The sequence below is a fragment of the Streptomyces griseoruber genome, from assembly GCF_001514205.1.
Classification (GTDB): domain Bacteria; phylum Actinomycetota; class Actinomycetes; order Streptomycetales; family Streptomycetaceae; genus Streptomyces; species Streptomyces griseoruber.
Map to the genome: position 1 here is coordinate 366,106 of NZ_KQ948764.1, position 13,692 is coordinate 379,797.

At 71.3% G+C, this 13,692-nt stretch carries 12 protein-coding genes; 7 read left to right on the forward strand and 5 right to left on the reverse strand.

Translation table 11 applies throughout. The features are described 5' to 3' along the window. Window positions 1-62 precede the first annotated feature (62 nt). The 3 genes from AQJ64_RS06035 to ybaK are packed head-to-tail and all read left to right on the forward strand — an operon-like array spanning window position 63 to window position 2,387. A complete protein-coding gene (locus AQJ64_RS06035; RefSeq protein ID WP_055632939.1) occupies window positions 63-1,109 on the forward strand; it encodes a hypothetical protein in 1,047 nt (348 codons plus the stop codon). Between the two features lie 11 nt (window positions 1,110-1,120). Continuing rightward, window positions 1,121-1,861 carry an LON peptidase substrate-binding domain-containing protein gene (locus AQJ64_RS06040; RefSeq protein WP_055632940.1) on the forward strand — a complete coding sequence of 247 codons (741 nt, stop codon included), beginning with the start codon at window positions 1,121-1,123 and terminating at the stop codon, window positions 1,859-1,861. Window positions 1,862-1,883: 22 nt separating this feature from the next. Beyond that, the gene (gene ybaK, locus AQJ64_RS06045) at window positions 1,884-2,387 is read left to right on the forward strand and encodes a Cys-tRNA(Pro) deacylase (protein WP_055632941.1); all 504 of its coding nucleotides are present in this window, start codon (window positions 1,884-1,886) and stop codon (window positions 2,385-2,387) included. Window positions 2,388-2,406: 19 nt separating this feature from the next. On the opposite strand, the gene AQJ64_RS06050 is transcribed toward ybaK, so the two are convergent. The 4 genes from AQJ64_RS06050 to AQJ64_RS06065 form a co-directional block, all read right to left on the reverse strand. Continuing rightward, on the reverse strand, window positions 2,407-3,108 hold the full coding sequence (locus AQJ64_RS06050; protein ID WP_063788688.1) for a DUF2567 domain-containing protein: 702 nt from the start codon (window positions 3,106-3,108) through the stop codon (window positions 2,407-2,409). 34 nt (window positions 3,109-3,142) lie between these two features. After that, window positions 3,143-3,970 carry an ABC transporter permease gene (locus AQJ64_RS06055; RefSeq protein WP_055632942.1) on the reverse strand — a complete coding sequence of 276 codons (828 nt, stop codon included), beginning with the start codon at window positions 3,968-3,970 and terminating at the stop codon, window positions 3,143-3,145. 91 nt (window positions 3,971-4,061) lie between these two features. Next, the gene (locus AQJ64_RS06060; protein ID WP_055632946.1) at window positions 4,062-5,036 is read right to left on the reverse strand and encodes an ABC transporter ATP-binding protein; all 975 of its coding nucleotides are present in this window, start codon (window positions 5,034-5,036) and stop codon (window positions 4,062-4,064) included. A gap of 106 nt (window positions 5,037-5,142) precedes the next feature. Next, the gene (locus AQJ64_RS06065; protein WP_059202460.1) at window positions 5,143-6,363 is read right to left on the reverse strand and encodes an NYN domain-containing protein; all 1,221 of its coding nucleotides are present in this window, start codon (window positions 6,361-6,363) and stop codon (window positions 5,143-5,145) included. A 224-nt stretch (window positions 6,364-6,587) separates the two neighbouring features. Between AQJ64_RS06065 and AQJ64_RS49565 the strand changes: the two genes are divergently transcribed. Continuing rightward, complete coding sequence (locus AQJ64_RS49565) at window positions 6,588-6,752, forward strand: hypothetical protein (protein ID WP_099053949.1); 165 nt, start codon at window positions 6,588-6,590, stop codon at window positions 6,750-6,752. A 90-nt stretch (window positions 6,753-6,842) separates the two neighbouring features. Here the strand turns inward: AQJ64_RS49565 and dnaE are convergent, their stop codons facing one another. Beyond that, window positions 6,843-10,382 (reverse strand): DNA polymerase III subunit alpha, encoded by a 3,540-nt coding sequence (gene dnaE / locus AQJ64_RS06070; protein ID WP_055633811.1) that lies wholly within the window; start codon window positions 10,380-10,382, stop codon window positions 6,843-6,845. Window positions 10,383-10,561: 179 nt separating this feature from the next. Between dnaE and AQJ64_RS06075 the strand changes: the two genes are divergently transcribed. From AQJ64_RS06075 to AQJ64_RS06085, 3 genes are all read left to right on the forward strand, one after another. Continuing rightward, window positions 10,562-11,911 carry a DUF2252 domain-containing protein gene (locus tag AQJ64_RS06075; protein ID WP_055633812.1) on the forward strand — a complete coding sequence of 450 codons (1,350 nt, stop codon included), beginning with the start codon at window positions 10,562-10,564 and terminating at the stop codon, window positions 11,909-11,911. Between the two features lie 94 nt (window positions 11,912-12,005). After that, a complete protein-coding gene (locus AQJ64_RS06080) occupies window positions 12,006-12,707 on the forward strand; it encodes a hypothetical protein (RefSeq protein ID WP_055633813.1) in 702 nt (233 codons plus the stop codon). 97 nt (window positions 12,708-12,804) lie between these two features. Then, the gene (locus tag AQJ64_RS06085) at window positions 12,805-13,617 is read left to right on the forward strand and encodes a thioredoxin domain-containing protein (RefSeq protein WP_055633834.1); all 813 of its coding nucleotides are present in this window, start codon (window positions 12,805-12,807) and stop codon (window positions 13,615-13,617) included. Window positions 13,618-13,692 lie beyond the last annotated feature (75 nt).

Below are 13,692 nucleotides of genomic sequence, written 5' to 3' on the forward strand. Positions count from 1 at the left end.
CGGCGTACAACTTTCCTGGGCTTGCCCGCACCCTCTGGCGGAACCCGACCTGCGGCTTTTCAATGGGCGGCACCATGGCTCTGCTGCCCCCCTTCATCCGCGCCTCCCGGATCTCCCGGGCGGCACGGACGACCGCCGCCCCCCACCCCGGCGCCGGGCTCCCCGCCGACGACGAGGTGCTCCTCGATGTGCCCGACGACCGGCTCGGCCCGGCCCTGGTCGCGGCCGGACGGGGCGCGTACGAGACGGCCGCCGCGCTGCTGTCCCGCACCCGGGAACGGGCCGAGTGGGAGTACCGCGACCGCTATGTGACGCGTCTGGCCTCCTTCGCGCACTCCCGCACGGAGTGGTTCGAGGAGTGGCGCGCCGCGGCGCCGCGCGATCCGGACCTGCTGCTGGTCTCGGCCCAGCTCGCGGTGGACCGGGCCTGGCTCTCGCCGGCGCGGGCCGAACTGCTGCGCGAGGTGAGCCCGCTGATCACGGCGGCCGCGCAGAGCGACCACGGCGACCCGGTGCCGTGGCGGATCGCCCTGGACCACGCGCGCGGCGCGCGGGCCGGGCACAAGTACTTCGGCGAACTGTGGGAGGCGGCGGTGCGCCGCGCCCCGCACCACTACGGCTGCCATGTCGCCGCCAAGCGCTATCTCGCCGAGTCCTGGCACGGCTCGCACCGCGAGTGCTTCGACTTCGCCGACCGGGCCGCCCAGGACGCCCCGGCGGGCTCGCTGGTCCAGGCGCTCCCGGCCCGGGCGGCCTTCGCCTATCTCACCGACGGCTGCGGGCCCGAGGTGCCGCGCGAGCGGCTGGACGCGGCGGCCGACCGCGCGATGGCCCTGTCGGCCCGTTTCCCGTCCCTGGACCCCTGGCCGGCCGAGATACGCAACCTGCTGGTGTACGTCCTGGTCCGCCTCGGCCGCCTCGACGACGCCCTCGTCCAGCTGCGCCTGATCGGCCCGTACGCCACCTCCTTCCCCTGGAGCCGGCTCTCCGACGACCCCCTCGGCCACTTCCTGGCGGTGCGCGAGGCCGTGTACACCGGACGGGCCGTGCCCGAACCGTGGCATCCACGAAAGGGGCACGGCGACCGAGCCCACCCGGACGACCATTAGGCTTCTGCGCCGTGACCACCGTCCGTCTGCCGCTCTTCCCCCTGAACTCGGTGCTGTTCCCGGGTCTGGTGCTCCCGCTGAACGTCTTCGAGGAGCGCTATCGCGCCATGATGCGCGAACTGCTCAAGACCGCCGAGGACGAACCGCGCCGGTTCGCCGTCGTCGCCATCCGCGACGGCCACGAGGTCGCGCCCAGCGCGCCGGGGCTGCCCGACCAGACCGCGCTGCCCGTGCGCGGCCCGGCGGCCGGCTTCGGCGAGGATCCCCTCAAGGCCTTCCAGGGCACCGGCTGCATCGCCGACGCCGCGACGATCCGCGAGCGTGCCGACGGCACCTTCGAGGTCCTGGCGACGGGCACGACCCGGGTCCGCCTCGTCTCGGTGGACGCCTCGGGCCCGTTCCTCACGGCGGAGCTGGAAGAACTCCCCGAAGAACCGGGCGACGAGGCCGGCGCGCTCGCCGAAGGCGTCCTGCGGGCCTTCCGCCAGTACCAGAAGCGCCTGGCGGGCGCCCGGGAACGCTCCCTCACCACCGGCGCGGACCTGCCCGACGACCCCGCGGTGGTGTCCTACCTGGTGGCCGCGGCGATGATGCTCGACACACCCACGAAGCAGCGCCTCCTCCAGGCCCCCGACATCGCCTCCCGGCTCCGCGACGAACTGAAACTCCTTCGCACCGAGACCGCGATCATCCGTAGCCTGCCCTCGCTGCCCGCGTCGGACCTGACGCGCGGCCCGACGAGTCTCAACTGAACCCCCGAAGGCGCTCGAACCCATGGCGAAGAAGCCGAAGAAGCAGCAGCAGTCCGGGGGCACCCCCGCCACGGTGGCCCTCACCTCGGCGGGCGTGGACTTCGCGGTCCACGCCTACGACCACGACCCGAACCACCCGTCCTACGGCGAGGAGGCCGCGCAGGCGATGGGCGTGTCCCCCGACCGGGTCTTCAAAACCCTGGTGGCGGACGTGGACGGCGCGCTCACGGTCGCGGTGGTGCCGGTGGCCGGTTCCCTCGACCTGAAGGCCCTGGCCTCGGCGGTGGGCGGCAAACGCGCCGCCATGGCCGACCCCACCCTGGCCGAACGCACCACGGGCTATGTGCGGGGCGGCATCTCCCCCCTCGGCCAGCGCAGGAAACTCCCCACGGTCCTCGACGCCTCGGCCACCGCCCACCCCACGATCTGTGTCTCGGCGGGCCGCCGGGGCCTGGAGGTGGAGCTGTCCCCGACCGACCTGGCCACCCTGACCGAGGCGGTCCTGGCCCCGATCGGCCGGGGCTGACCGGGGGAACGCGTCGCCGTCACGCGAGCGGCGCGCCGTAGGAGTCCTTCGGGACCGGCCCCTGCCCGTACGGGTCGGGGTCACGCGGGCCGAACAGCGCCGTGAGGCCCAGATGGACCAGCAGCGCCGCGAACGACCAGGCCAGCAACGCCCCCCGCGCCCCCAGCTTCAAGGGCGCCGAGAACGTCACGCCCTTCCCGGCGGCCTTGGCCTGGGCGATCACGTCCGACCCGGGCCCCAGCCACACCCCCAGCCGCCACGCCAGCACCGACCCGAGCAGCCCCCCGGCCATCAGCGCCACCACCAACGGCACACCGCCGCGCCGCCGCCAGGCGAACACCACCGCCGCGCTCACGGCGCCGAACGCCAGCGCCAGCAGGGTGAACGTCCCGTCCACCCCGATCGCCTGCTCCCCCTCGGTGTCCTTGAGGTAGACGACCCACCCCCCGTTCACCACGTCCCCCACCAGCGGCACGGAGGGCGCCAGATACTTCCACAGCACCCCGAGCAGCACCCCGGCCACCGCGACCGCCACCGTCACCACGGCGGCCTCCCGCAGTTCGGTCTTCATCCCGGGTCCGTCCTGTCCGTACGCGGCGTCCTGCGGCACGGCCGCCACGCCCAGCGGCTCCCCGGGCGGGGGCGGCCAGGCGGCCCCCTGCGGGGACGGTTCGTGCGGGGACGGTTCGTGCGGCGGAGGCGGAGTCAGCGGTGCGGTCACCCTGACATCGTGCCAGGCCCGGCTGTGCGGCGCGTCACCGGACGGCGGCCCGGCGGTAGGCCCAGGTGGCGACGGCCAGTGACACGACGCCCACCCCGGCGCACACCGCGAGGTCCCCGAGCACCAGCGCCCAGTCCGGATCCGCCCCGAAGGTCCGCGCGAAGGCCTCCACGCCGTACGTCGACGGCAGCAGATCCCGGGCGAACCGCACCGCCTCCGGCATCCGGTCCGGCGGCAGCACCCCCAGCAGCAGCGCGGCGGACATCCCCAGCTGCCCCAGCACGGTCGCCAGCTCCGGCCGCGGCGCGAGCAGCCCGAACGCGGCGCCCAGCCCGGACAGCGCGGCCCCGGCCAGCGGGATCACGGCCGCCAGCACCCACAGATGCGTCAGCGGCAGCCCGAACAGCACACACCCGAACACCGCGGTCACCAGGGTCCCCGGCACGGTGAAGGAGGCGTAAGCCCCCGCCGCGCCCAGCACCACGGCCGCCGGCGGCACCGGCAGGGTGGCGTAGTGGTCGAGCCCGCCGCTCGCCCGCAGCTGCCCGAAGTACTGCGCGAGCAGATTGAGCGCGACGAACGCGACGACGAGCACCGCGGAGCCCGCGACGACCGACTCGGCCTCGCTGCCCCCGTCCACGACACCCCGCATCATGATCAGGATGCCGACCGACTGGAAGGTCGCCACGAACAGCAGCGGGATCCGCGCCACCCGCGCACGCGAGAGCTGCGCCCGGTACACGGCCACGAGCGACGGCCACAGCCGCGCGCGCGGCCCCAACTCGGCGGTCACGGTCGCGCGGACCGTGCCGGTGACGGCCCGGGCGCCGCCCGGCAGAACCTCTGCGGGTACGACACTCACGTGGCGCTGCTCCTCTTCCCTGCGGCTCTCATACCGTCCCCCACGCACCATACGGACCATACGGACCCGGGGCCCACCCCGCTCAGATCGCTCACGCCCGCACCAGCCCCTGCCGCGCGGCCCCGCCCAGCGCCAGGTACACGTCCTCCAGACTGGGCGTGGCCAGGGTGAAGTCGTCCAGGGCGGCGAAGGCGGCCCCGCCGGTGACGGTGGCGACGACGGCGCGGGCCTCGTCGGGGGCCAGCCGCAGCGTCCAGCGGCGCCCGGACTCCACGGCCCGCTCGCGCAGCGCGGCGACCTCGGGGACGTCCAGCGGCGCCCGCTCCCGCCACACCAGCTCGACCCGGACCTCGCCGGCGACCTGCTCCTTGAGCCCGGCCGGCGTGTCGCAGGCGATGACCCGGCCCCGGTCGAGGACGGCGACCCGGTCGAGGACGGTCTCGGCCTCGATGACGTTGTGGGTGACCAGCAGGACGGTCGTGCCCTGCTCGGCGCGCCGCCGGTCCACGGCCGACCACACGGCGCGCCGCGCGACCGGGTCCATCCCGGTGGTCGGCTCGTCGAGCACCAGCAGCGGCCGCTCCCCCACCAGCACGGACGCGAAGCAGGCCAGCCGCCGCTGTCCGCCGGACAGCTTGCGCAGCGTGCGGCCGGCGAGCGGGGTGAGCCCCAGTTCGTCGAGGACGGCGTCCCGTTCCCGGCGGGCCTGCCGTACGTCGAGACCGCGCAGCCGTCCGGTGGTCTCGGCGGCCAGGGAGACGGTGAGCTCGTCGAGGGCGGTGGACTCCTGGCCGAGGTAGGCGAGGATGCGCGCGGCCCGCTCGGGGTGGCGCACGATGTCGTGGCCGAGGATCTCCACGGTGCCCGCGTCGGGCCGCATCAGCCCGGTCATCTGCCGTACGAGGGTGGACTTGCCGGCTCCGTTCGGGCCGAGGAGCCCGAAGATCTCCCCGCGGCGGATGTCCAGCTCCACCCCGTCGGTGGCCCGTACCTCGGGGGTCGCCGGGGTGCCGCGCCGGCCCCGTACCGCCGGATAGGTCTTGGTCAGTCCGCGCACGGCACACACGACCTCGTCCGGGTGCCGGATGGCCGATGCCGCGCGCGTACTCACAAGGGACGAGCCTACGGGGTCGGCAAGCCCCGCTCGTCCTTGGGGCCGCTCTCGGCGGCCGTCACTCCCCGGCGGGCGCGTGCTCGGCGGCGGTGCGGACGTCGACCTCGCGCCAGAAGCCCGCCCGGATGGCGTAGCGGTCGTGCTCGTCGATCTGGTCGTCCTTGTGCGCGAGCAGTCCGAAGCGGGCCGCGTACCGGAGCAGCTCGCCGTCGATGCGGTGCGGGATGCGCGGGTACATGCCCGACAGCTTCTGCAGATGGCCCTGGTCGCCGAGGCGGCCCATCCAGCGCCGGGCGAAGACCTGTCCCACCTCGAACGGGTCGCCGCCGACGGTGGTGATGTCCTCCTCGCGGTCGGCCCAGCGCTGTTCCGCCGTGGTCAGCTGGGCCAGCGTCGGCATGGAGGAGGCCTCGGCGGGCTCGGCGACGACACCGGGCCGGTCCACCCAGCCCTTGTCGGAGGACCAGCGCAGGGTGGCGGTGGCGGGGTGCGGGGCGGGGTGGCTGCCGGGTGCGCGCAGCGCGGCCAGGTCCTTGGGGGTGGGGACGCCCTTGGTGGCGGGCACACGCTCCTGGACGCCGGAGCGGTCGGCGGCGTCCGCGCCGGCGTGCTCGGGCTCCTCCGCGGGCCGCTCGGCGGCGGGGGCGAGGCCGGTGTCGGGCAGCGGCGCGGACAGGATCGCGGCGATCTCGGGCCGGGGTACGGGCTGCGGCGCGCACACCCCGCCGAGTTCCTTGGCGCGGACGGCCTTGGTGATCCACGTACGGTCCAGGACGCGCCGTTCGTCGGCCTCGGCGACCAGGTCCTCGGACTGGTTGTAGTCGCCGTCGGCGGCCTGGACGGCCCACAGGTGGACGGCGACGCCGTGTTCCTTGGCGGCCATCATGCCGGGCAGCAGATCGCCGTCGCCGGTGACGAGGACGACGTCGGAGCAGGCGCGGTTGCGGGCCAGCTCGGTCAGTTCGGCGTGCATGGCGGCGTCGACGCCCTTCTGGGCCCAGCGTCCGTCGCTGCGGGTCAGCGCGCCCAGCCGGACGGTGACCCGGGGCATCACGCGCAGCCTGCGGTGTTCGGGCTGGGGGACGCGGTCGGGGGCGCCGTCGAACCAGTAGATGCGCAGCAGGGGGCGTTCGGTGTCGGACTCGGCCTGTTCGCGCAGTCCCTGGACGAGCGCGGAGTGATCGACGGTGATGCGGGACCGCGAGGGCTCTCCGGCGAGGAGGCTCGCGGCCGCCCCCAGCAGATACCCGGCGTCCACCAGGACGATGCAGCGGTCCACACGACTCACCCTCTTCCCGGGAGGTTTGCTTCGGGCTTCCTTCGAGTCTGCCCGACCGTGCGGGGGTTAACGGCCCGAACTCGATCTTCGGCGTGGCGTTTCGGGGCGATGCGCTCCGAGAACCCCTGTCACGGACGGTAATTATCCGAAATGCGGCTTACATCAGCCTATGTGAATCTGGTCGCGGCCCTGGTCCCCACATCCCCCGCAGGAGGCAGATCCCCATGGCCAAGAACAAGAAGCAGGACCGTAAACAGCCGCAGTCCGAGCGTGGTCAGCAGCAGGCCCAGCAGTCCTCGATGCAGGAGCAGGCCGAACAGCGGATCTCCCAGGTGACCCCGGCCGACGTCGCCCGCAAGGGCCGGCAGAAGCGGTTCGGGCACAACTGACATCCACGCGATGGGCTGTTGCAGCCCAGGCACACCGAGGGGCGCGTCCGGAACCGGACGCGCCCCTCGCGCTGTTCCCCGGGCCCGGCCTCAGCCCGCCAGGCAGGACGGGCCGAGCAGCACCTTCAGATCGCCGAACAGCGCCGGATCGGGCTTGACCCGGTGCCGGTCCAGGCGCAGAACGGTCGTCCGGGTCGGGCCCTGGAGCTTGATGCGGACCTCGCTGTCCCCGCGGTGGTGGGTGAGGATCTCGTTGAGGCGGCTGACCATCGGCGGGGTGACCCGGGTGGCCGGGATGGTGAGGATCACCGGCGCGTTGGTGCCCGCGTTGGACAGGTCGGGGACCTGGAGCTCCATCGCGACGAGCCGGGGCACGTCCTCGCGCTTGTCGAGCCGGCCCTTGACGAAGACCACCGCGTCCTCGACGAGTTGGGTCGACACCAGCTGGTAGGTCGCCGGGAAGAACATGCACTCGATGGAGCCCGCGAGGTCCTCCACGGTGGCGATGGCCCAGGCGTTGCCCTGCTTGGTCATCTTGCGCTGGAGGCCCGAGATGATGCCGCCGATGGTGACGACCGCGCCGTCCGCGTGCTCGCCTCCGGTGAGCTGGGCGATGCCCGCGTCCGCCTTGTCGGACAGCACGTGCTCCAGGCCGAACAGCGGGTGGTCGGAGACGTAGAGACCGAGCATCTCCCGCTCCTGGGCGAGCAGATAGGTCTTGTCCCACTCGTCCTCGGTGAACTGCACGTCGAGGCCGAAGCCGGGCTCGCTGCTCTCCTCCTCGCCCATGCCGCCGAAGAGGTCGAACTGGCCCTCGGCCTCCTTGCGCTTGACCGCGACCACATTGTCGATCATCGGTTCGAACTGGGCGGTGAGGCCCTTGCGGGTGTGCCCGAGCGTGTCGAACGCGCCCGCCTTGATCAGCGATTCCGTGGTGCGCTTGTTGCAGGCGACGGCCTCGACCTTGTCGAGGTAGTCGGGGAAGGAGGCGTACTTCCCCTTGGCCTTGCGGCTCTTGATGATCGACTCGACCACGTTGGTGCCGACGTTGCGGACGGCCTCGAGGCCGAAGAGGATCACGTCGTCGCCCTGGGCGGCGAAGTTGTGCACCGATTCGTTCACATTGGGCGGCAGCACCTTGATGCCCATGCGCCGGCACTCGTTGAGGTAGATCGCCGACTTGTCCTTGTCGTCCTTGACGGACGTCAGCAGCGCGGCCATGTACTCGGCCGGGTAGTTCGCCTTCAGATAGGCGGTCCAGTACGAGACCAGTCCGTACGCGGCCGAGTGGGCCTTGTTGAAGGCGTAGCCGGCGAACGGGACCAGGACGTCCCACAGGGCCTGGATGGCCTCGTCGCTGTAGCCGTTCTTCTGGGCGCCGGCCTGGAAGATGGTGAAGTTCTTCGCCAGCTCCTCGGGCTTCTTCTTGCCCATCACGCGGCGGAGGATGTCGGCCTCGCCCAGCGAGTAGCCGGCGATGATCTGGGCGGCCTTCTGCACCTGCTCCTGGTAGACGATCAGGCCGTAGGTGACGGCCAGGACCTCCTCGAGGGGCTCCTCCAGCTCCTTGTGGATCGGGGTGATCTCCTGGAGCTTGTTCTTGCGCAGCGCGTAGTTGGTGTGCGAGTCCATGCCCATCGGGCCCGGACGGTAGAGCGCCGACACGGCGGAGATGTCTTCGAAGTTGTCGGGCTTCATCAGGCGCAGCAGGGAGCGCATGGGGCCGCCGTCGAACTGGAAGACGCCGAGGGTGTCGCCGCGCTGGAGCAGTTCGAAGGTCGTCGGATCGTCGAGCGGGAGGCTCAGCAGATCGATGTCGACGTCCTTGTTGGACTTCACCATCTTGACGGCGTCGTCCATGATCGTCAGGTTGCGCAGGCCGAGGAAGTCCATCTTCAGCAGGCCGAGCGACTCACAGCTCGGGTAGTCCCACTGGGTGATGGTCACGCCGTCGGTGTGACGCACCCACACCGGGACGTGCTCGGTGATGGTCTCGCTGGACATGATCACTCCGGCGGCGTGCACACCCATCTGCCGGACCAGGCCCTCGACGCCCTTGGCGGTGTCGATGACCTTCTTCACATCGGGCTCGTTCTCGTACATCGCCCGGATCTCGCCCGCCTCGCTGTAGCGGGGGTGCGAGGGGTCGGTGATGCCGTTGAGGTCGATGCCCTTGCCGAGGACGTCGGCGGGCATGGCCTTGGTGAGCCGGTCGCCCATCGCGTACGGGTAGCCCAGCACGCGCGCGGAGTCCTTGATCGCGTTCTTGGCCTTGATCTTGCCGTAGGTGCCGATCATGGCGACCTTGTCGGCGCCGTATTTCTCGGTCACGTACCTGATCACCTCGACGCGCCTGCGCTCGTCGAAGTCGATGTCGACGTCGGGCATCGAGATGCGCTCGGGGTTGAGGAACCGCTCGAAGATCAGACCGTGCGGGATGGGGTCGAGGTCGGTGATGCCCATGGCGTACGCGACGATCGAGCCGGCCGCGGAGCCCCGGCCGGGGCCGACGGCGATGCCCTGCTTCTTGGCCCACATGATGAAGTCGGCGACGACGAGGAAGTAGCCCGGGAAGCCCATCGAGATGATGGTGTCCATCTCGTACTCGACCTGCTTCATGCGGTCGTCCGGGATGCCCTCGGGGAAGCGGCGGTGCATGCCGCGCATGGTCTCCTCGCGGAACCAGGTGACCTCGGTGTAGCCCTCGGGGATGTCGAACTTCGGCATGAGGTTGCGGGCCTCGAACATGCCGGCGGTGTCGATCTGCTCGGCCACCAGGAGGGTGTTGGCGCAGCCCTCCTGCCAGGCGTCCGAGGAGTCGATGGCGTACATCTCGTCCGTGGACTTCAGGTAGTAGCCGGTGCCGTCGAACTTGAAGCGGTCGGGGTCGGAGAGGTTCTTGCCGGTCTGGATGCACAGCAGCGCGTCGTGGGCGGTCGCCTCGTGCGCGTACGTGTAGTGCGAGTCGTTCGTCACCAGGGGCGGGATGCCGAGCTTCTTGCCGATCTCCAGCAGACCGTCGCGGACCCGGTGCTCGATCTCGATGCCGTGGTCCATCAGCTCCAGGAAGTAGCGGTCCTTGCCGAAGATGTCCTGGTAGTCGGCGGCCGCCTTCAGCGCCTCGTCGTACTGGCCGAGGCGCAGCCGGGTCTGGAGCTCGCCGGAGGGGCAGCCGGTGGAGGCGATGAGCCCCTCGGACCACTTGGCGATGGTCTCCTTGTCCATGCGCGGCCACTTCTGGAGCCAGCCCTCGGCGTACGCGTCGGAGGAGAGGCGGAAGAGGTTGTGCAGACCCGTCGCGTTCGCCGCCCAGATCGTCTTGTGGGTGTAACCGCCGGAACCGGAGACGTCGTCCCGCTTCTGGTGCGGCTGGCCCCACTGGATCTTGCGCTTGTTGCGCCGCGACTCGGGCGCGACATACGCCTCGATCCCGATGATCGGGGTGATCCCGGACTTCTTCGCGGTGTGGAAGAAGTCGTACGCCCCGTGCAGGTTGCCGTGGTCGGACATGGCGATGTGCGTCATGCCCATCTCGTTGCACGCGTTGAACATGTCCTTCAGCCGCGCGGCACCGTCCAGCAGCGAGTACTGGGTGTGGACGTGCAGGTGCGTGAACGGCGGCTTCGACACGGCGTGGCCTCCAAGGGAAACACTCGACGACGGGCGGGCGGACAGTCCGGGGGTCAGCGTCGAAGTCTATGCCTCGCCACTGACACCCGGCGGGCACTCCCACGTACCTTCGAACGTTGGAAGGGGACGGACGATCCGTCCCGAGGTCACGCACCATCTGTCCCAGGAGGCACCCAGCGATGTCGGTTCCCCAGCTCAACGACGAGCCGCGCGGCGAGGAGATCCTCGCCGTCTTCGACACCGCCTTCGGCGAGCTCCTCGCCGCCGACCCGGCAGCGTTCCGGGTGAAGTTCCGCAAGATGGCGGCCTCGGCCTTCGCGTTCTACCGGGGCACGGCGGCGCTCTTCTACCACGACCTCGACGCCGAGAACGCCGGGCGGGGTGGCGGGAAGACATACAGCGGACCGTTCCTGGACGACCGCACCTCGCGCGTGTGGATCCACGGCGATCTGCACGCGGAGAACTTCGGCACGTACATGGACTCCACCGGCCGGCTGATCTTCAACGTCAACGACTTCGACGAGGCCTACGTCGGCCCCTTCACCTGGGACCTCAAGCGCTTCTCCGCCTCGATCGCCCTCATCGGGTACGCGAAGGCGCTCGGCGACGACCAGATCACCGAGCTGGTGCGGGTGTACGCGGGCGCGTACCGCGACCGGATGCGCGCGCTGGCCACCGGCGCCAAGAGCGACGAGGTGCCGCCGTTCACCCTGGACACCGCCGAGGGCCCGCTGCTGGACGCCCTGCGCGACGCCCGCTCCCTCACCCGCTTCGGGCTGCTGGACTCCATGACGGAGATCCGTGACTTCGAGCGCCGCTTCGCGCCCGGCGGCGGCTCCATAGAGCTGGACGCGGCCACCCGCTACAAGGTCCTCGCGGCCTTCGACGGCTATCTGGAGACGCTGCCGGAGACCTCCCTGGCCCGCCCGGACTCCTACCGGGTGAAGGACGTCGTGGGCCGCCGCGGCATCGGTATCGGCTCCGCGGGTCTGCCGTCGTACAACATCCTCCTGGAGGGCCACAGCGACGCCCTGGAGAACGACGTCGTGATCTACATCAAGCAGGCCCAGACCCCGGCCGTCTCCCGGCACGTCACCGACCCGGCGATCCGCGGCTACTTCCAGCACGAGGGCCACCGCACGGTGATCTCCCAGCGCGCCCTCCAGCAGCACGCCGACCCGTGGCTGGGCTGGACCGAGCTGGGCGGCGCGGGCCAGCTCGTCGCCGAGGTCTCGCCGTACGCCGTCGACCTGGACTGGGGCGACATCGACGACCCGGAGGAGATCGCGGGCGTCGTGGCCGACCTGGGCCGGGCCACCGCCACCATGCACGCGGCGGCGGACGACACCTCCGGCGAGTCCCTGGTGCCGTTCTCCACCGAGCGGGCCATCGACGCGGCCATCGCCGCCGACGAGGAGGGCTTCGCGCCGCTCCTGGTGGACTTCGCGCACAGCTACGGCGCACGCGCGCGTGCCGACCACCAGATCTTCGTCGACCTGTTCCGCAACGGCCGGATCCCCGGCCTCTGACAGCAGGCCTTGACAACGGCCGGCTAACGGTCGGGCTTCTCACAGGGACCTTTTAGGGGTCTCTTACGGGAGCCCGTGACACACTTCCTGCGCAATGGACATATCCGGGACCCGACTCAGAGCCGTACGCGCGGCGCTGTTCACGGCGGTCGTCGTGACGCTCAGCACCGCGTCGCACGTCCTGCTGTCCCGGGCCCCGCTGCCGTTCAACACGGTGGCCGCCGTCGCGGCCGCCGTGTTTCTCCTCGCGTACGCCCTCGCGGGCCGCGAGTGCGGCTTCGGGCGGATCGCCGCCCTGCTGATCCCGCTGGAGCTGGCGGCCGACACGGTCTTCACCACCGGCCAGCACGTCTGCTACGGCCGGGCCGGCGGCCCGGTCGCCGGCCCGCTGGCCGCGGTCGGCTGGGACGTGCTGTGCGGCGACGGCAGCCGGGTCGGCACCCCGCTGGCCCGGGTCACCGGAGCCGGCCCGGACCGGCTCGCCGGGCTGATGGCCCACTCCGACCCGGTCACCGCCTGGCTGCTGCTCGCCGCGCACCTCACCGTCGGCCTGATCGCGGCCGCCTGGCTGCGCCGGGGCGAGCGGGCCCTGGCCCAGCTGCTGCGGGCGGCCGGCGCGACCACCTTCCGGCCCCTGCTCCTCGCGGTCCGGGCCGTGACCGTACGACGCGCCCCGGCGGCCCGCCGCCTGCCGCGGCCCGCGCACCGTACGGCCACCGCCCGGGAACTGATCCTCGTGCACTCGCTGGGCCGGCGCGGACCACCGCACCCGGCCGCCCTCGCCCCCGCCGCCTGAGCGGCACGCCCCGGCGACACCCGAGATCGCCGAGCACGAGCAGTCACCCACACGTATCCGCGCACGACTGTGCGCGTCCCCGATGGAGAACACCGACATGAGCAAGCGAAACAGCGCGGCGGCGAAGACGGCGGCCCGGGAGCGGCTGCGCGTCGAGCGCGAGAAGCAGGCCAAGCGGGCCAAGGCCAAGCGGCAGATCATCGTCGCCGCCTCGGCGGTCGGCGTGCTGGCCGCGGCCGGCGGCATAGGCTACGCCGTCGTCCAGGCCAACCAGCCCAGCTACTGGGAGGAGGCCAAGACCGCCAAGCTGGTCGAGCCGGCCAACACCAGCGGCAAGAACGGCACGACCGTCGTCCTCGGCGAGGCGAGCGCCAAGAAGACCCTCGTGATGTACGAGGACCCGCGCTGCCCCATCTGCGCCCAGTTCGAGCAGACCGTCGGCTCGACGGTGAAGAAGGACTACGACGACGGCAAGTTCAAGATCCAGTACGTCGGCGCCACCTTCCTCGACCGCAGCCTGACCGGTGAGGGCTCCAAGAACGCGCTGAGCGCCCTCGGCGCCGCGCTGAACGTCAGCTCCGAGGCGTTCCTCGAGTACAAGACCGCCCTGTACTCGGCGAAGTACCACCCCGACGAGAACGACGACAAGTTCAAGGACGACTCGTACCTGATCAAGGTCGCGGACACGGTCAAGGAGCTGAAGGGCAACACCAAGTTCCAGAACGCGGTGAAGAACGGCACCTACGACCGGTGGGCGCTGGAGATGTCGAAGACCTTCGACAGCAGCGGCGTCTCGGGCACCCCGACCCTGAAGATGGACGGCAAGACGCTGACCGGTTCGGACGGGCAGAACGCCCCGATGACGGTCGCCGACTTCAACACGGCGATCGCGGCGGCCCTCAAGGCCTGATCCAACACGTAGTCAAAGAGCGGGCGAACATTTCACGTTCGCCCGCTCTTTCGTCGTACTGGTCAGTAATCTCAT